Origin of the sequence: Microcoleus sp. EPA2, assembly GCA_020882975.1 — a bacterium.
GTDB lineage: Bacteria > Cyanobacteriota > Cyanobacteriia > Cyanobacteriales > Microcoleaceae > Microcoleus.
In genome coordinates this window covers 49,526-69,938 of the sequence record JAHRFD010000002.1, presented here as the reverse complement: position 1 = coordinate 69,938, position 20,413 = coordinate 49,526, and the positions used below count along the sequence as shown (strand labels likewise).

Genomic DNA, 20,413 nt, shown 5'->3' with positions numbered 1-20,413 from the left:
ACGATCGATCTTAGTCCTCTTTCAGAGGACTTGCGCTATGAGACAGGGGTTTTCAACCCCTGGCGGAATATCGGACTTACCCACAATCTTTCGCATTCAAAAGTTTTCGCATTCACCCACAAGTCCGCCTGGGAATCAATTCCCCGTCGAGAGAGCAAAATTCGGTTAAAACCGACTGACAAATCCAATTAAATTACGATCGATCTTAGTCCTCTTTCAGAGGACTTGCGCTATGAGACAGGGGTTTTCAACCCCTGGCGGAATATCGGACTTACCCACAATCTTTCGCATTCAAAAGTTTTCGCATTCACCCACAAGTCCGGCAGGGGTTTAAACCCCTGCCTCATAGCAAAAGTCGGTTGAAACCGACTGGGAAATCGAATTTAATTACGATCGATACCAGTCCTCTTTGAGAGGACTTTTGCTCTCTCGACAGGGGTTTTTAACCCCTGGCGGACTCTGGGGCTGGCGAAAAATCGAACTGTCGGACCATCGAAAAATCGGACTGGCAAAAAATCGAACTGGCAAACTCTGAAACAGGCGTTTTAACCCCTGGCGAACCCTCGGACTTTCAAACTTACGGATCGCACCCACAACCATTGTTACAATTATTCATCAAACTCCGAGAAATTTCGCAAGAAAATTGTATTTTTAGTAAATTTTTAGCAAGAATTTACTATACAGCCGAGCTGGTGCTTATGTAGACTTACTGACATAATAAAAACCAGGGGTATCAGCCATGAATTCTCAAAATCAACCAGGATCTTACGGTCAAATCCCCTTAAGTTTTATTGCAAATGCTGGACAAACTGACCCTAATGTGAAATTCCAAGTAAAAGGTGCCGGTCACAGCATCTTTTTCACTCCCAACGAAATCACCTTTACCGCTTTCCAACAACCAACTGAACCGGGGAATCAATCCACAAATTCTGCAACTGTCCGCAGCAGCTTAGCCAACAGCAACCCGAATCCGACAATTTCCGGGCTGGACAAATTGCCCGGATTTGCTAACTTTATTTTAGGCGAAGATTCCAGTCAATGGCACACAGACGTTCCTACTTTTAACGGCGTTGTTTATCAGAACGTTTATCAAGGAATCGATCGCATTTTCAAAGGCACGGAAGGACAACTTAAAAGCGAGTTTTTGGTTGCACCTTTTGCCGATCCGAGTCAAATTAAGATGAACTATAGTGGTGTTAATAACATCCGGTTGCGTGACGACGGCGCACTGATTTTAGAGACACCCCTAGGCGAATTAATTGATAACGCACCGATAGTTTATCAAGATATCAACGGACAGCGGGTGAATGTTCCCGCAGCTTACAATTTATTAGGAAATAATCAAGTTAATTTTAGTTTGGGAGAGTTCGATCGCACTCAACCCCTAGTTATCGATCCGGTTTTAGCTTACTCGACTTATTTAGGCGGCAGTCGCTATGACCAGGCAAACAACATAGCCGTAGATAGCGCCGGTGCGGCTTACATTATTGGAACTACTTTTAACGGTAGTGTTACTAATGACGACGAATTTCCTACTACTCCTGGTGCTTACCAAACAACGGCGGCAGAGTATCAAGAAGATTTCTTCATTACCAAAATTAACCCCGAAGGAACGGCATTAGTTTACTCTACTTATATTGGTGGTTCTGGTGAAGATTTAGGTCGGGCGATTGCGGTAGACACTCAAGGTAATGCTTACTTAGCCGGACAAGTCGAAATTAGAGTAGGAGTATTTGGGTCGCCTTTTCCAACTACGACTGGCGCTCTTCAACCTAACATAACTTCTGAAAAAGATCCGGTTTTTGCTAATCTCGCCTCTGTTACTAAACTGAATGCAACTGGAAATGCTCTAGTTTATTCTAGTATTTTAGGTCTTAGCGGCAATAGTAATGGCAAAGGCATTGCTGTAGATAGTGAGGGGAATGCTTATGTTACCGGAGACACGGACAACGATTACCGTATAACTCCCGGTGCATCCCAGCCTACAAGAGGAAGCTTGTTTGATGTGTTTATTACTAAAGTTAATCCAACTGGCAGTGGTTTAATTTATTCAACCTACTTGGGCGGTAGCGAATTTGAGGATGCTGGAGATATTGCAGTAGACAGCGCAGGTAATGCCTTCGTCACGGGAACTACCTATTCGACTGACTTCCCGGTAAACGATCCTCTTCAGAATACAATAGGAGGTAAAGCTGATGCTTTTGTCGCTAAATTTGATGCGAATGGTACACGTATTTATTCCACATATTTAGGTGGCAGTGACTCTGACTTAGGTACTGATATCGCTGTGGATAGTGCTGAAAATGCCTATATTGTGGGATTTACCTCTTCAACTAATTTTCCTACAGCTAGTCCAATTCAAGAAGCTAATGCAGGTGGTACTTATGATGCTTTTGTCAGTAAGGTGAGTTCTGGCGGTAACTCTTTGATCTATTCAACTTATTTGGGAGGCAGCGCAGATGATATTGGCAATGGCGTTACTGTAGACAGTGGGAATAATGTTTATGTGGTGGGGGTAACGACTTCGACTAATTTCCCCACTAATAATGCTATTCAAAGTGTCAGTGGTGGCGGTGAAGATGCTTTTGTCACAAAAATCAATTCATCGGGTTCTGCTTTAGTTGATTCTACTTATCTCGGCGGCAGCGGCAACGATTACGGTCGTGCTATTGCGGTGGATACTTTTGGTGCTGTTTATGTGGCTGGAGATACTACTTCTACTAATTTCCCAATAGTAAATCCTTTGCAGGTGGCAAAAAAAGGAGATGACTATGATATTTTTATTGCTAAACTAATTCCTGGGGAGCCACAAGTAAAGATTATTGATAACAACCCAGCCGTTATCATTACTCCTATTAACACGAGTGCGATGGAAGGCGGTGGCAATTCAATTATCGGCACAAATGACAATGACACTTTCACTGCCGGCAGCAATAACGATTTCATGAGCGCCCGACGCGGCAATGATTTATTTGACGGCGGTTGGGGGAATGATACTATTTATGGCGGCAAGGATAATGATACTTTGTTGGGTAATAGCAATGACGATATCCTGTTTGGAAATCTGGGTAACGATCTGCTCAATGGCGGTGATGGCAATGATTTCCTCAGTGGCGGCTTGGGAGATGATACTTTGATCGGAGGTTTGGGGAGCGATCGCTTTTTATTATCCACCAATTCCGGCATTGATATTATTAGTGACTTTGAAGTCGGACAAGACTTATTAGTCTTGGGTAGCGGGCTGACTTTCTCGCAATTGTCAATTACTCAAGAAAACAGTGCAACTTTCATCCGCTTGTCAGCAACCGGAGAGATTTTAGCATCTCTGAATGGGGTGACGGCAAGTGCGATTAATGCCACCAATTTCAACTCAAGCTAATAGGAGCATGACTGACGCATAAATACCAAATAAACCGGGTTTTTGCCCGATTCTATGGCTGTAATAAAAGTTCTTCGTAAAAACCCGGTTTCTGACCACCCATGCGTAACGTGCGTAAGTCCGTAGTTTATCCACCCAGGAGGTTTTTGATATGTACGAAAACTCACAACCAATCTTTTTTCCTGTTTCTCGTTTCAAGTTATTCGTGATGTCCCTAGTAACCTTCGGACTCTATCAAATTTTTTGGTGTTACAAAAACTGGCAGCTATTCAAAGCCGCAACAGGAAGCAACATTAGCCCATTTTGGAGAGCTGTTTTCAACGGCCTTTTTTGTTATTCCTTAATTACGAAGATTAGAAATAGGGCAAAAATGCGCGGTATAGATGCCAACTTTAGTCCATTCTTGCTGACTGTTGCTTGGATTGGGATGGCGCTGTGTGCCAGACTGCCAAAACCATACTTGCTAGTGAGTTTTTTCTCTGTAATAGTTTTGCTTCCAGTTCAAGAGATTGTGAATGAACTGAATGGTTTAGTAGCACCAAACCACAATCCTAACGATCGATTTTCGGTATGGAATATAGTAACTATCGCTGTGGGAGGCAGCCTGACTGTACTTGCGATCGTCGGGATACTGATGCCACCAAATTAGGTGTGATTTGCATCAGTTTCACAACTCCAAAAATCAAAAATTACTTGTCAATTAAGAGGTAAATAAATCATGTCTACATTCAGTACCGCAACCAACTTTCCTGTCGGCACATTGCCCAATTCCGTTGTTGTCGGAGACTTTAACAAAGACGGCAAGCCAGATATTGCCACATCTAACGGTTCCGGTGCCAACGTCTCCATTCTGTTGGGAAATGGCACAGGCAGCTTTGGCACTGCTGTCAACTTTAACGCCGGGGCTAGCCCCGACTCCCTGGGCGTGGGAGACTTTAACAGCGACGGCAACCTCGATATAGTTGCACCGTGGGCTAGCGGAGGGGAATTTCCGTCTTATGGGGTAACCATCCTGTTGGGAAATGGCACAGGCAGCTTTGGCACCGGCACCAGATTTGACACGGGGGCATATCGTCCTTCTTCTGTAGCTGTGGGGGACTTTAACAGCGACGGCAAGCCAGATTTAGCTACGGCAAACACTGCTGGCAATGTATCCATCCTGTTGGGGACGGGTACGGGCAGTTTTGGGTTTGCTACTAACTTTAATGTGGGGACAAATCCGCAGTCAGTCGTCGCGGGAGACTTTAATGCTGACGGCAAACTAGACCTAGCTACGGCAAACTACGACTCTAACAACCTATCGATCCTGTTGGGGACAGGGACAGGCAGTTTTGGGTTTCTTACTAACTTTAATGTGGGGACAAATCCGTCTTCTGTTACAGTTGGAGACTTTAACAGCGATAATAAGTCAGACTTAGCTGTAGCAAACAGTCAATCGAATAATGTATCGATCCTGTTAGGAACAGGGACAGGCAGTTTTGGGGCTGCTACTAACTTTAATGTGGGGACAAATCCGTCTTCTGTTACAGTTGGAGACTTTAACAGCGATAACCAGTCAGACTTAGCTGTAGCGAACTATGGTGCTAAAAATGTCTCCATTTTGTTGGGAAATGGCGCGGGCAATTTTAGTGTGGCGGCCAACTTTGCGGGGGCGACACCCTATTCCGTTGCTGTTGGGGACTTTAATGCTGACGGCAAGATAGACTTAGCGACAGCGAACTATGGGGCAAACGATAACAGCGTCTCGGTTTTGCTCAACAATACGCCTGTAGTGAATTTCGGTGCTGCTGCCTACAGCGCTACAGAAGGCAACGCGGATACTATTGTTAATATTCCAGTTACTGTCAGTAGCAGTCCCATTAAAGATTTGACAGTTGCGATCGCACTTAACCCCAGCAGCAGTGCCACCCAAACTTCAGACTACACTTTTTCACCGACGACTCTCACCTTCAGTGCAGGTACTAACACCTTAACTCAGAATATTGGAGTCACTGTCAAAGCTGACAATATCCCAGAAAATGCCGAAACAGCGGTGTTCAACTTTGGCACAATTACTGATGGGATTGCAGGTACAACAAAGCAAACAACACTAACTATTGCGGCTAACGATGCCATAACTTACGCCATTGCGGCAGGTTCCGCCACCATCGCCGAAGGCAACTCCGGCAAAACTTCTGTTACTTTTACGGTGACTCGCAGTGGCGGAATCAATGCCGCTAGCAGCGTAAATTATGCCATTGGAGGAACTGCTACAAACGTCAGCGATTACAACAACATCGGTGGCACTTCTGGGGCTACTGGCACGACTGGTACGATTAATTTTGGTGCTAGCCAGACATCCAGAACTATAACTCTGGATGTTTTAGGGGATAGCGCGATCGAACCTGACGAAACTATCACCGTTACTTTATCAAATCCTGTTGCACCAGGCCCAGCACCTGCAATTACTACTGCTACTGCTAGCACTACTATTACTAACGATGACAGTGCAGGCTTTACTATCAATCCTGTCAGCGGACTTTCCACAACAGAAACAGGAGGCACTGCTACATTTACCGTTAAACTTAAAAGCCAACCTACTGCTAACGTTACTCTTGGCTTAAGTAGTTCCAATACCGCAGAAGGAACAGTTTCTAACAATAGTTTAACTTTCACGCCCGCTAACTGGAATGCACTGCAAACAGTAAAGGTGACTGGTGTTGACGACAGCATTGCTGATGGCAATAAAACTTACAATATTGTTACTGCTGCGGCTGTCAGTACCGACACTAATTACAATAATCTCAATCCCGCCGATGTCAGCGTCACAAATACCGATAACGAAACTCCTGGTATCACCGTTAATCCGATCGCAGGATTAACCACCACAGAAGCAGGCGACACTGCTAATTTCAGCATTGTCCTCAACACACAACCAACTGCACCAGTGGCGATCGCACTTAGCAGTTCCAATCCCGCAGAAGGAAAACTTTCTCAACCAAGCCTGACTTTCACTCCTATTAACTGGAATCAGTCACAAACAGTCACAGTTACAGGTGTTGACGACAGTGTAGCAGACGGAGATATAGCTTACAAGATTGTCACCACTGCCAAGAGCACAGACAGCAATTACAACAACATCAATCTAGCTGATGTTAGCGTCACTAACAGCGACAAGGATACAGCAGGCGTTTCCATCAATCCTGCGAGCACTACTGCTACAGAAGGCGGTGCCACAGGGAGTTATACACTCAAGCTAAATTCGCAGCCAACAGCACCTGTTACCATCAGTTTTGACGGGGGGAATCAAATAAGTGCGATCGCCTCTGTTACTTTCGACAGCACTAACTGGAATATTGCCAAAACAGTCACTGTGACTGCGACTGACGATGCTGTTGTTGAAGGGAATCACAGCGAGGCGATCGACCATAATGCTACCAGTACCGATGTTAAATATAACAGCATCGTAATTTCGCCTGTTAATGTCGCCATTACTGATAACGACACCGCCCCAACTCCAACACCTCCAACTCCAACACCAACACCAACACCTCCAACACCAACACCTCCCACCCCAACACCTCCAACACCAACACCTCCAACACCAACACCTCCCACCCCAACACCTCCAACACCAACACCTCCCACCCCAACTCCTCCCACCCCAACACCAACACCAACTTTACCGACTCCGACACCAAGCGAGGAACCAACGCGCGCAACAGCTAAGTGGACTTTTATGGTTTACATGGCTGCTGATAACAACTTAGAACCCTACGGCATCAAAGACTTCTTGGAAATGTCATCCGTTGGTTCTAACAGCGATGTCAATATTGTCGTGCAATTCGATCGCACCCCTGAATATGATTCGAGCTACGACAACTGGACAGACACTCGCCAGGGGTTAATCAAGGCTGGAGACTTGCCAAACTCCAAGTGGGGAACCAGTATTGGCGAAGCCAACATGGGAGACCCCAATAACCTCAAAAACTTTCTCAACTGGGGTATAGCTAACTATCCCGCAGACAAGTACGCGATCGTGGTTTGGGATCACGGCGACGGTTGGCGCGGTGCGACAACAACCAGGGGAGTTGCTCACGATTATCAGTCAGGCGACTACCTGGAAAACCGCGAGGTGGGGGCTGCTTTAGCTGGAGTGCCTAAAAACATGGATCTGATTGGCTTCGATGCCTGTCTGATGGCGATGCTAGAAGTTGCCCACCAGGTTAAAGATGAGGCCTCGGTTTTTGTTGGTTCTCAGCAGCTAGAACCGGGAGATGGTTGGCCTTACGACCCGATTTTATCTCAGCTCAAAGCCAATCCTACTTGGGGGCCCGCTCAACTCGGTAGCGCGATCGTCACTAACTACGGCGCGTCTTATGGCGGTGGCGAGACGCAATCAGCGATCGACTTATCTAAGGTCAACAATTTATCAGCAGCAATGAGTCAACTCGCAACCGCGATCTTGACTGGTGCCACAACAGGAGATATCGGTAAATTGCAGGTACACCGCAACAATTCCCCATACTTTTATTACTCGAATTACCGCGACTTGGGAAAGTTTCTTGCCAATGTTGCTGGCGACTCTACAATATCCGGTAACATTCGCACAACAGCTCAAACAGCTCTTAATGCTTATTCTGGGGCAATTATCAAAAATCATTCAAGTCCGTCGAATGGTGGAACTGGTCTGTCAATTTATTTGCAATCTCGCGGTGAAGCTTTAAACCCAGATTACAACAGCACGATTATAGATTTTGCTGATGACACTCAATGGGATGAGTTTCTTAAAAAGTGGCAAAGTCTTGGAGTCAACCGTCCACCAGTCTTAAATGTTCCGTTCCGGGAACAAGGTTTGAGTTTGCAACCGGGTGCGAATTTTGGCAGATTGCAGTTTACTTTTCAAAACAACACTTTCACTGACCCCGATCCGGGCGATACCCTGACTTACACTGCTGATTGGTATCAAGGTGTCACCGATTTCGAGTGGCGATATGTCAACGGGAAGCAATCGCCAGTCCCGACACGTTGGAGCAACATTAGCTCCCTACCAATAGGAATGACTTTCGATGCCAGCAACCGCACTTTCAAGGTTGATGATAGCTTGTCACGCGATCGCAACTACTGGATTCGAGTAACAGCCAAAGATGCTGCCGGTGCATCGGATATAGCATTTTTTGATTTTTACAATCAAGGTCTGGGTTCTGTGATTGACGGCTATATAGCTGGGGCTACAGTTTTCTTGGACGCTAACAAAAATGGCGTACTAGATGCCAGCGAACCATCCGCAACAACTGGTCCGAAAGGTGAATACGAACTCGATATTCCCTTGGAGACTTTCGACAAAAATCAAAATGGCGAACTCGATCCAGAAGAAGGCAATATTGTTGCTTTCGGCGGCACTGACACCGCTACTGGTTTGCCTTTGGAAACGCCTGTCACTGCACCGCCTTACGCTACTGTTGTGACGCTGTTAACCAGTTTGGTCGCAGATTTAATTGACAAGGGAGTTGCACCGGAGACAGCGCAATCTCTGGTCAACTCTTCTCTTTCGATTCCCGCTGAAATTGATATTACTGACTTAGATCCGATCGCCGCCACCGAAAACAATTTACCAGGTGGCGTCGCAACTTTAGCCGCAATGGTGAAAGTCCAAAACTTCATCACCCAAACAGTCGCTTTAATTGACGGTGCTTCCAGTGCAACTACCAACGAAATTGTCAAGGCTGTTGTCAGTGCAATTACGACTCCAATTCAATCCGGTACTGTTTTAAACCTGAGTAACGCAGCCGCTTTAGAACCCATAATTCAGCAAGCCGCAGCGAAAATCCAGCAGATTGACCCCAGTTTCAACAGTCAAAAAGTCACCTCAATTACTTCGCAAGCTGCGACAGTAATGGCAACAGCAAATCAACGCATTGATACCGCTGTATCCAGCACAAAAACTTCAATTCCTGAAGCAGTCGCCCGCGTCCAAAAAGTAACTTTGGGCGCAACTACGCAAGATTTCAAAGCAGTTGGCGCGGGCAATAAGACAATTTCCCAACTCGTTACTGACAATACTGGTGCTGCATTAGATAGCAAGATTCAAGCTGTCATATTACCTGTTGGGATTGCGGTTCCTGTAGTCACCGGTGAAGCCGATTTGAGCAGCAATTCCCCCGATCGCATTCTCGGCACAGATAGCGACGATCTCCTGACTGGCGACAGCGCAAATAATGTGTTGATGGGCATGAGGGGCAATGATTCTCTCGATGGTGGCGCGGGGAATGATAGTCTTTTCGGTGGCAAGGATAGGGATATTTTACTCGGAGGTACGGGTGATGATACCTTGTTTGGCGGCCGCGGTGCTGATAGTTTGAATGGCGGTGATGGCAATGATATTCTGCTGGGAGGTAAGGGTGATGATGTGTTGTTTGGTGGTTTGGGCAGTGATAGTTTAACAGGAGGTAATGGCAATGATAATTTCTTGCTTTCCACCAATTCCGGTATTGATACTATTACTGACTTTGAAGACGGCAAAGACTTGTTGGTATTGAGTGGTGGCTTGACTTTCTCCCAACTCTCAATTACTCCAGAAAACAGTGCAACATTCATCCGTTTCTCAGCAACCGGAGAGATTCTAGCCTCTCTGAATGGGGTGTCAGCCAGCATGATTAATGCTGCTGATTTCAGCCTAGCTTAGAGCATTATGTTAGAACCCCGACTTATTCAACAAGTCGGGGTTCTAGCTTCTAATTACAGCTAATCTAGCGCTTCAATTTGCGTTTGGCTGCTAGAATCCCCAATCCTGCTAAAGTACCGAACATAGTAGAAGGTTCTGGTACGGGTTCAGAAGCTTCTTTGGTAAAAGAGCTTTTAATGGCGATCGCATCATTAGCACATTCCGCAAACAAATTAGCAATATAACTCCCAGAAGGCATTGAGGATTTATTAAAACTAAATCCAATATTTTGAGAACCTTGGGCATTAAACTGACCAAAATTCAAACCCAGGACACTCAAAGTTGCTGGGGTGAGAAAATTTATTTCTCCGACTTTTGTACCCGAATCAATTGAGTTCATAACTGTCCAGTTACCTGTTTGCTCAAAATATGGGTCTGTGGCCGATAAATCGCCCATTGATGGTGTTCCACCTGCTGACTTCACGCGATCGTTGAATAAAGTTAAATTGGCAAAACCAGAGTTGGTTTGAGTAACGCTTTTAGCAGTAACCTTGCTGTAAACTCCTGTGGTAGCTACACCGGAGTCGTTTCCTTCTGCAAAACGGATACCAAATAAGTTGCCCTTTGCGTTAGCTGTGTTAAAATCTTGACCGGAGAAGTTGAAAAATAAATCGCCGTAATTGATATTGCCTCTTTGGACACCGCTGTTAGCATATCCTGCTAAGCTGAGATTGGAGTTGATGGCAATGAATGCGGTATCTGATGTTTCTTTGACGGCGATGCCATAAAATTCAAATTCGCCACCACCAATTTGAAGACCGGTCACACCATCATTGAAGGAGTCGATCGCATAATTCCAGCCATTAGAGAGGGTGGCTGCTGCTGCTTTTGGTTGTTGTGCTGCGACCATTGCACATAATAACATAGCGCCTGAGTAAACCCATCGCTTCAAATTTTTAGAAGTTGAATTCATTAAATGTTTCCTGGGGAATGAGTGGGAAGATAATAGTATGTAGCTAACTATCTATAAAATTACTAATCGGACAATTAACTATTAGTTAGTATTGTTCATAAAATTATTTTTTATATTTAAATTTAATCTTAAAATTAGAAAGTCAACTCTTCTAGAAATTATTTAAATTAAATCATGGATTATCGTCATTTTATTTAAAGTTTTGGTAAAGATATGACAGCGCTCAAACCAGAATTTATTTGTATATTTTCTAGGGGTCAGGTATAAATTTTAACAAAAATATTTCAGTAATCTTGTAATTTGCTCGGACTTGATATAAGCAACTGTTCTAAATAATCGCCGACAGTTCGTTAACGATCTTGACTCGCCCCTTGAGCACAGAACGCAACAAACGGTTCAGGGAGTTTCTGTCTTCGTCTTCCAGAGATTCGTCCAAAACCGCGGCCATTAAGCCATAGCGATCGGCTATGGTCAAAGTGCCAGTATCGCTCACAGAAGCAAGTATTTCTGAAATAGCGCCGGGAATCAGTTGAATGAAAAACATGAGATGTTGATTGAACTCTACATATATATCATCCCTGGTTCTCCCAAAATCCCTCGTGATGACGACATCGTATATCTGGTGATATTTTGATACAAAGTAGGTGACATTAGGCACTCTAATTGTGTGATGGTGAGAACCCAGAGACTACGATCCATGTCACAAAAATATTTTTGTGCACGCCAATCTAAAGATTTATTAATTTTTTTTGAACTCCGTGGGCATTTTTACCCACTCATGCAAAAAACGCATTGCAAATCGCCTTAAAATTCATAAAACTCTATATTTTGTAAAAATAGCTACGAATATTTACAGTTAAGGGCTTTACATTAGTTCACAACCAAGGTGCACACAAGGGCGGCGATCGACGGAACCATCCGTAGCAACTATTACCAAAGTAGTTCCGTGGCTGTCTCAGCAGCACCAAGTAAAAATCTAATTTACAGATAGCCAGCGATGCTTACAAGAAATGCGATCGAGTAACTAGATATACAGTTTTAAATCAGTAAACTCACTAAGGTTAGCGAAAAATCACACTTTATGCCCCAAGTCAATAGCTCCCCCAACAAAGCAGCCGCGAGGGTAAACCCATGACCCAAACCATAGAACCCCAAGCCAGCTTAAACAAATTTGAAAAACTCAAAGTGGAAAAAGACGGCTTAGCACTCAAAGCCGAACTGGAAGACTTCGCTAAAATCGGCTGGGAAGCAATGGATGCCACAGACCGCGAGCACCGCCTGAAATGGTTGGGTATCTTCTTTCGGCCGGTCACGCCCGGAAAATTCATGATGCGACTGCGCTTGCCCAATGGCATCATCACCAGCAGTCAAACCAGAACCCTAGCCGAAATTGTACAACGCTACGGAGATGACGGCAGCGCTGACATCACTACCAGACAAAACCTACAACTACGTGGCATTCTGATCGAAGACTTGCCAGATATCTTCCAGCGCCTCAAAGAAGTTGGCCTGACCAGCGTCCAGTCTGGCATGGATAATGTGCGAAATATTACAGGTTCGCCAGTAGCGGGCTTAGACGCAGACGAACTGATAGACACGCGGGAACTGGCTTATCAAGTTCAAGACATGATTACCAACTGTGGTGAAGGTAATCCCCAGTTTTCCAATTTACCGAGAAAATTTAATATTGCGATCGCAGGCTGTCGTGACAACTCAGTCCATGCCGAAATTAACGACATCGCCTTTGTCCCCGCTTATCAAGACGGCAACATCGGTTTCAATGTTTTAGTCGGGGGTTTCTTCTCCGCCAAACGCTGCGAAGCCGCCATTCCCCTCAACGCCTGGGCAAGTCCTAGCGACGTTGTAGATTTGTGCAAAGCTATATTAACTGTGTACCGCGATCGCGGGCCCAGAGCCAATCGTCAAAAGTCCCGCCTCATGTGGCTGATTGACGAGTTGGGCCTCGAACAATTCCGAGCCCAAGTCGAACAGGAATTAGGCCGTACCTTGCTTCCTGCTGCGCCCAAGGATGAAATCATCTGGGACAAACGGGATCACATTGGCATTTACGACCAAAAACAATCAGGTTTAAAGTATGTAGGTTTGCACGTTCCCGTCGGCCGACTTGCAGCAGCGGATTTATTCGACTTGGCCAGAATTGCCGAGGTTTACGGCAGTGGGGAACTCCGACTCACCGTCGAAGAAAACGTGATTATTCCCAACGTTCCTGAATCGCGGATTGAATCCTTGGTTAAAGAACCGCTGCTAGAGCGTTTTTCCATCGACCCCGCACCCCTAACACGAGCCTTGGTTTCCTGCACCGGCGCTAAGTTTTGTAACTTCGCCCTCATCGAAACTAAAAGCCGTGCGGTGGGGATGATTAAGGAACTGGAAGCCGAACTCTCAGTACCCAAACCAGTGAGAATTCACTGGACTGGTTGTCCCAATTCCTGCGGTCAACCCCAAGTAGCAGACATCGGTCTGATGGGGACAAAGGTTCGCAAGAATGGCAAAACCCTCGAAGGTGTTGACATTTATATGGGAGGTACTGTCGGCAAAGATGCTCATTTGGGTAGCTGTGTCCAAAAAAGTATTCCCTGCGAAGACCTCAAACCAGTGCTGATGCAAATCTTAGTGGATAAGTTCGGGGCGGTTCCCAAGGCATCTGGGGAAGTAGCTTCTCTAAACCGACAATTGCTATTGACGGTTGACGAGGGGGAAACAACGGTTCCCGAAGCGAAACCTCAGACATCTACTGTCATTTTCGCTCGATCGGGCAAAGAAGTTGCTTGCAGCGAAGACGAGTTCATCCTCGATGTTGCCGAACGTGCCGGAGTCGAACTCGACAGCAGTTGCCGTTCAGGAAGTTGTGGCACTTGTAAGCAGAAACTCCTAAAAGGCGATATCGCCTACGATGGCGAACTTGACGCGCTCAGCAACATAGAACCAGGGTTCATTTTAACTTGTAGTGCGCGGGCGATCGGCAAAGTCACGATCGACGCCTGATCTCACAATGTGATATTCAAGACTATCAAATAGTATGATGTCACTGCAAAGGAAATGATTTGATTCTGTGCCAACAAAGTCAAGCAATCTCAAACCTATATTTTTGCTTTCCCAAGCACCTAGTTCGCACAAAATCTCACACCTTTATCTCACATAATCTCAAAGTACACCAAAAATTCAAGACACATGAGCAACCTTTCTAGAAGAAAATTCATCATCACCGCCGGAGCAACAGCAGCCGGCACTCTCCTAGCCCACGGTTGCAGTTCCGGTTCCAGCACCAGCAATAGCACTGGGAGTCCCAGCCCTAGCGGTTCCTCTGCCACTCCCAGCCCAGCAGTCAGCATCAACCCCGCCGACGCCCCGGAAGTTACCGCAGCCAAACTCGGATTCATTGCTCTAACTGATTCAGCACCCTTAATTATTGCCCAAGAAAAAGGCTTATTTGCCAAGTACGGCATGAAAGACGTACAAGTTGCTAAACAAGCATCTTGGCCAGTTACACGCGACAACTTAGAACTGGGTTCTGACAAAGGCGGTATCGACGGGGCCCACATTTTATCCCCCATGCCTTACCAGATGACCTTGGGCACTATTACCAAAGGTAATCAACCAGTGCCGATGAACATTGTGGCACGGTTAAATACTAATGGTCAGGCAATTTCCATCAGCAAAAAATACCTAGATTTAAAAGTAGGTACTGACAGCAAACCCCTCAAAACGGCTCTCGCTAATCAAAAAGTTGCTATTACCTTTCCCGGCGGTACCCACGACTTGTGGATGCGCTACTGGTTAGCAGCAGGTGGTATCAATCCAGATACAGAGGTTTCTGTAATTCCTGTTCCGCCACCCCAAATGGTAGCTAACATGAAATCCGGGAGCATGGAAGCCTTTTGTGTAGGCGAACCTTGGAATGCTCAGCTAGTTGCTCAAAAGGTCGGATACACTGCTTTAGTCACCGGAGAACTTTGGAAAGACCATCCTGAAAAATGTTTAACTTTAAGAGCAGATTGGGTGACTAAAAATCCGAAAGCTGCTAAAGCAATTACCATGGCTGTCTTGGAAGCTCAACAGTGGTGCGACAAGCCTGAAAATAAAGATGAAATGTGTCAAATCATTTCCCAAGATAAGTGGTTGAAAGTGCCAGTTGCAGACATTATCGGTCGCTCCAAAGGTCAAATTGATTACGGTACTGGTAAAGTTGAACCAGCCAGCACCCTAGGGATGAAATTCTGGGCGGACAATGCTTCCTATCCCTACAAGAGTCACGATGCTTGGTTCATTACCGAAAATATTCGCTGGGGTTATATGCCGGCAACTACCGACATCAAAGCCACAGTTGATAAAGTTAACCGCGAGGATATTTGGAAAGCAGCGGCGACAGCAATTGGTGTTCCCGCAGCTCAAATTCCCACTACCACTTCTCGCGGTGTGGAAACCTTCTTTGATGGCGTGAAATTTGACCCAGATAAGCCACAAGACTATTTGAATAGTCTGGCAATCAAGAAGGCATAATTAGCGCACAGTTGACAAGTAGACTGTAGATTGTTAGCCAATTCTTGAATTGAGGGGAGTTGGGAAACCCAACTCCACCGACAACAGCTCCCACGGTTGAGATTTCAAAGCATCTACAAATAATCGATTATTCACTATACTCCCAACAGAAAAATGGCAACAAATCTCTCTGTTTCTAAGAGCAAAAATCCTGTAGATTTCATTCTGAATCAAGTTCAGAAAAATCGCAAAAAAATTATCCGTCCCCTAGTGGCGATCGCAGTTCTGCTCATAGTTTGGCAAATCCTCTGTCACGATGCCTCATCGTCGTTACCAGGCCCGATCAAAGCCGTCCAAGAAAGCTGGAATTTGATTATCAATCCTTTCTTTGACAACGGCGGTACTGACAAAGGCTTATTTTGGCAACTTGCAGCCAGCTTGCAACGGGTGGCGATCGGCTTTACTTTAGCAGCAGTGCTTGGCATTGGTTTAGGCATCCTCATCGGCACAAACTCCCTCATGTTCGATGCCTTAGACCCGCTGTTTCAAGTATTCAGAACCATCCCGCCCCTGGCTTGGTTGCCCATTGCCCTGGCAGTATTTCAACAGTTCAATCCCTTTGAAGCACTGGGAATGAAAGCTAACGAAGTTTCAGCGCTTTTCGTGATTTTAATTACAGCAATTTGGCCGATTTTAATTAACACTACAGTAGGCGTTCAACAAATCCCCCAAGACTACAGAAACGTCGCCCGCGTCTTGCGCTTGCCTAACAAAAAATACTTCTGGAAAATCCTGCTCCCCTCTTCAGTTCCTTACATCTTCACTGGCTTGAGAATCGGTATTGGTTTGTCTTGGCTGGCGATTGTAGCTGCGGAAATGTTAGTCGGCGGCGTTGGCATCGGCTTCTTCATCTGGGATGCTTACAACAGTTCTCGACTGAGTGCGGTGATTCTGGCTGTGCTTTATGTGGGAATTGTCGGTTTGATTCTAGACAGAATTGTCGGTTTCATCGCCTCCAAAGTTGTTCCTGAAGAACAGAAATAGAATTTGGGAATGGGGAATGGGGAATGGGGAATAGGGAATAGGGAATGGGGAATGGGGAATGGGGAATGGTTGCAAACTAAAAACTGCCAAAAATTAGTTGTAAATTAATTCCCAATGCCCAATTACCAACTAGCTATTACCAATTAGCTATTACCAATTAGCTATTACCAATTACCAATTCCCAAATAACAATTAATAATTAGCATCTGCTCTGTAAAAATTACCCTAAAAAAATCATGTCAGTATTTGTTGAAGTAGACCACGTAGACCGCGTATTTAACTTACCCAATGGTGAGCAATATATCGCGCTCAAAAACATTGAACTAAAAATTAAAAAAGGAGAATTTATCTCCTTGATCGGACACTCCGGTTGTGGTAAATCGACACTGTTAAATATCATCGCTGGACTCGATCAAGCAAGTCAGGGCGGGATTACTCTAGAAGGGCGCGAAGTCCGCGAGCCTGGCCCCGATCGCATGGTAGTGTTTCAAAATTACTCCCTGCTACCTTGGCTGACAGTCCGCGAAAATATTGCTCTAGCGGTGGATGAAATCTATAGAGATATCTCTGCATCCGATCGCGAGTTGATTATCGACCACCACATCGCCTTAGTCGGACTGCGACACGCCGCCCACAAACGTCCAAGTGAAATTTCTGGGGGGATGAAACAACGAGTGGCGATCGGCCGCGCCCTAGCCATCCGTCCCAAATTGCTGTTGCTAGATGAACCCTTCGGCGCATTGGATGCTTTAACTCGTGGCGGTTTGCAAGACCAGTTGATGAAAATTTGCGAAGAAAGCAAAGTAACTGGGGTTATGGTAACGCACGACGTTGACGAGGCCTTGCTGCTGAGCGATCGCATCGTGATGCTAACCAACGGCCCGGAAGCGCAAATCGGGCAAATCCTCGAAGTCAACATCCCCCGCCCCCGCAAGCGCATGGAAGTAGTCAACCACCCCAGTTACTACGCCCTGCGTAACGAAATGGTTTACTTCCTCAACCAACAAAAACGAGTCAAACAGCGTCGCGCAGCCCAACAAAAATCAGCACAGCAACAATCCCCAGCGGTAGTTGTGTCCCGCAACGGCTTGGAAAAAATCAACCTCGATATCGGCTTTATTCCCCTCACCGACTGCGCCCCCTTAGTAGTAGCCCAAGAAAAAGGATTCTTCAAAGCCCACGGTTTGGAAGAAGTCACCCTCGTGCGGGAACCTAGCTGGAAAGAAATCGCTAAAGGAGTCGCCCAAGGACGGCTGGATGCGGCGCAAATGGTAGCAGGAATGCCGATCGCCATGCTGCTAGGCTTAGACGGCGAAATGCCAGTCCCCGTCTGTAGCGCCTTAACCTTGTCCCGCAACGGCAATGCCATAGTTCTAGGCAAACACCTTTACAATCAAGGCATTCGGACCTTGGAAGATTTGAAAGCCGCGATCGACAGTACCCCCGATAAAGCTCATACCTTGGGCATGGTACACCCCGCCTCGATGCACAATCTGCTGTTCCGTTACTGGCTGGCCGCTGGGGGCATTGACCCCGACCTTGATGTCGCCTTAACCGTGATTCCGCCCCCACAGATGGTAGCCAATTTAAAAGCAGGCAACATCGACGGTTATTGTTCAGGAGACCCCTGGAACTCCCGTGCAGTCAACGACGGTACAGGTTTTGTCATCGCCCGTTCCCTGGACATTATGCCTGGACACATCGAAAAAGTCCTGGGTGTTCGCGAAGATTGGGCTCAGAAATATCCGCAAACTCACGTCGCCCTCGTCAAAGCCCTTTTGGAAGCCTGCGACTACTGCGACGATCGCCGCAACCGCCAAGAAATCTTAGAATTGATTTGCCAAGAACAATATATCGGTGCTGACCCGAAAGATGTGCGTCCGGGCTTCCTCGACCCTTACAATAACGGTACGACGACCAAACCGGAAATGGTTTACAACTTCAATCAGTTCTACGTTGACAAAACCAATTTTCCCGATCGCCTAGAAATGCTCTGGGTGACAGCGCAAATGGCCAGGTGGGGCATGATTCCATTCCCGAAAAACTGGGTGGAAGTAGTCGATCGAGTTTTGCGGCCGGATGTGTTTGGTCAAGCAGTCAGAGAATTAGGTTTGCCAGATGTGGGTCGCGATCGTCGTAGCATTGAACTATTTGATGGTAGTGTCTTTAATCTAGACGACCCGATCGAGTATCTAGAAAACGTCAAAATCAAGCGCAACGTCCGCATTGAAGAAATTTTAATTGAGCCCATAGGCAGTCAGTGTTCAACCAAACTGCCCGCAGCATAATCAGGAAGTCAGTAGTCAGTAGTCATTAGTCATTTGTTATTTGTTACCGATGCTATAAAGGCCCGATGCCCATTCCAATTCTTCAACTTAAAACTCGTGCACTATTTTCATCCCATTTCCTATGCCTAATCCAGAAAACCCTAACCCCAATTCTGAAAATATGCAAACTCTCCCAAATCAAAAAACAACTAAAGCTAGCAACGGCAAAACTTCGACACCCTTTTTGTCCATTAAAGACGTATCAAAAGTCTACCAAACTCCCAAAGGGCCTGCCGTAATTCTCGATGGTGTAAACCTCCAGATTAATGAAGGCGAATTTATTTGCTTGATCGGTCACTCCGGCTGTGGCAAATCTACTTTGCTCAACATGATCGCCGGATTCAACGGGCCGACAGAAGGAGAGATTGCACTCGAAGGTGCGCGGATTACTGAACCTGGACCCGATCGCATGGTAGTGTTTCAAAACTACTCGCTGCTACCTTGGCTGACTGCTACTGAAAACATCCACCTCGGCGTTGAAACTGTTTACGCCGAAAAGTCAGCAGAGGAACACAACACGATCGTTCAGCAACACCTAGAATTGGTGGGACTTACCGAGGCTAGCAACAAAAGACCAGGCCAGTTGTCCGGGGGGATGAAACAAAGAGTTGCGATCGCCCGCGCCCTAGCTACTCGCCCCAAACTCTTGATTTTAGACGAACCCTTCGGAGCTCTAGACCCGATTACGCGGGAAGAGTTGCAAGAAGAATTGCTCAAAATTTGGCGGGAGTACAAAATTACCGTCATCATGATCACCCACGATATCGATGAAGCTTTGTTTTTATCCGATCGCATCGTGATGATGACCAACGGCCCAGCCGCTAAAATCGGCGAAGATATGCACATTCCCTTCAGCCGTCCCCGCAACCGCACGCGGATCATGGAAGATCCGAAATACTACGAACTGCGGAACTTTGCTTTAGAGTTCTTGTTCTCCCGCTACGCCCACACAGAAGGCGAGGAAGAAACCGAAACCGCCCTTCCACCCTTGCCAGAATCAGCCCTCAGACCCGCCGCTGTTCCGCAGGAAAAGTCCAGAACCTTGCCGCCAGCAGAATTTGTACCTCACGCTTCCGAACCCTCAGAAGCATCACGAATCAAAGGCGCTGTACTAGGAGTCTCTTGGTTATTCGCGATGAGTATTTTAGCTGCGGTCAATATGTCTTCTATTGCTGGTGAGGAAAAGGAAAAATTAGCAGAAACTGCACCCACTCCGCCCGCGGCTGCGGTAATTAGTTCTCCTCCCACTCCGGCTGCACCAACTGCTGCTGCAACAACCGCACCAATTGCTGCTGCAACAACCGCACCAACTGCTGCTGCAACAACCGCACCAATTGCTGCTGCTACAACCGCACCAATTGCTGCTGCTACAACCGCAGCAATTGCTGCTGCTACAACCGCACCAATTGCTGCTGCAACAACCGCACCAACTGCTGCTGCTACCACCGCACCAACTGCTGCTGCTACCACCGCACCAACTGCTGCTGCTACCACCGCACCAACTGCTGCTGCTACCACCGCACCAACTGCTGCTGCTACCACCGCAC

Annotated in this window: 11 protein-coding genes; 9 read left to right on the top strand and 2 right to left on the bottom strand. The window is 46.4% G+C overall.

Annotated elements, in window-relative coordinates:
• The 4 genes from AAFP14_RS02835 to AAFP14_RS02820 all read left to right on the top strand — a co-directional run.
• A partial coding sequence (locus tag AAFP14_RS02835; protein ID WP_341730803.1) for a hypothetical protein occupies nt 1–192 on the top strand: 192 nt, incomplete at its 5' end.
• 547 nt (nt 193–739) lie between these two features.
• Nucleotides 740–3,379 (top strand): DUF7948 domain-containing protein, encoded by a 2,640-nt coding sequence (locus tag AAFP14_RS02830; RefSeq protein ID WP_341730802.1) that lies wholly within the window; start codon nt 740–742, stop codon nt 3,377–3,379.
• A gap of 151 nt (nt 3,380–3,530) precedes the next feature.
• Nucleotides 3,531–4,028 carry a hypothetical protein gene (locus AAFP14_RS02825; protein WP_341730801.1) on the top strand — a complete coding sequence of 166 codons (498 nt, stop codon included), beginning with the start codon at nt 3,531–3,533 and terminating at the stop codon, nt 4,026–4,028.
• Between the two features lie 69 nt (nt 4,029–4,097).
• Nucleotides 4,098–10,043 (top strand): clostripain-related cysteine peptidase, encoded by a 5,946-nt coding sequence (locus tag AAFP14_RS02820; RefSeq protein WP_341730800.1) that lies wholly within the window; start codon nt 4,098–4,100, stop codon nt 10,041–10,043.
• Nucleotides 10,044–10,107: 64 nt separating this feature from the next.
• On the opposite strand, the gene AAFP14_RS02815 is transcribed toward AAFP14_RS02820, so the two are convergent.
• Nucleotides 10,108–10,995: a PEP-CTERM sorting domain-containing protein gene (locus AAFP14_RS02815; RefSeq protein ID WP_341730799.1), complete on the bottom strand. Its 888-nt coding sequence runs from the start codon at nt 10,993–10,995 to the stop codon at nt 10,108–10,110.
• A 328-nt stretch (nt 10,996–11,323) separates the two neighbouring features.
• Nucleotides 11,324–11,539 (bottom strand): hypothetical protein, encoded by a 216-nt coding sequence (locus tag AAFP14_RS02810; RefSeq protein ID WP_341730798.1) that lies wholly within the window; start codon nt 11,537–11,539, stop codon nt 11,324–11,326.
• Nucleotides 11,540–12,126: 587 nt separating this feature from the next.
• Between AAFP14_RS02810 and AAFP14_RS02805 the strand changes: the two genes are divergently transcribed.
• The 5 genes from AAFP14_RS02805 to AAFP14_RS02780 form a co-directional block, all read left to right on the top strand.
• The gene (locus AAFP14_RS02805; RefSeq protein WP_472851018.1) at nt 12,127–14,001 is read left to right on the top strand and encodes a ferredoxin--nitrite reductase; all 1,875 of its coding nucleotides are present in this window, start codon (nt 12,127–12,129) and stop codon (nt 13,999–14,001) included.
• Between the two features lie 186 nt (nt 14,002–14,187).
• On the top strand, nt 14,188–15,516 hold the full coding sequence (locus tag AAFP14_RS02795) for a CmpA/NrtA family ABC transporter substrate-binding protein (protein ID WP_341730797.1): 1,329 nt from the start codon (nt 14,188–14,190) through the stop codon (nt 15,514–15,516).
• Between the two features lie 153 nt (nt 15,517–15,669).
• On the top strand, nt 15,670–16,539 hold the full coding sequence (gene ntrB, locus AAFP14_RS02790; RefSeq protein ID WP_341730796.1) for a nitrate ABC transporter permease: 870 nt from the start codon (nt 15,670–15,672) through the stop codon (nt 16,537–16,539).
• A gap of 236 nt (nt 16,540–16,775) precedes the next feature.
• A complete protein-coding gene (locus AAFP14_RS02785) occupies nt 16,776–18,827 on the top strand; it encodes an ABC transporter ATP-binding/substrate-binding protein (RefSeq protein ID WP_341730795.1) in 2,052 nt (683 codons plus the stop codon).
• Between the two features lie 121 nt (nt 18,828–18,948).
• Nucleotides 18,949–20,413 (top strand): ABC transporter ATP-binding protein (locus tag AAFP14_RS02780; protein ID WP_341730794.1); only part of this gene is annotated, 1,465 nt, incomplete at its 3' end.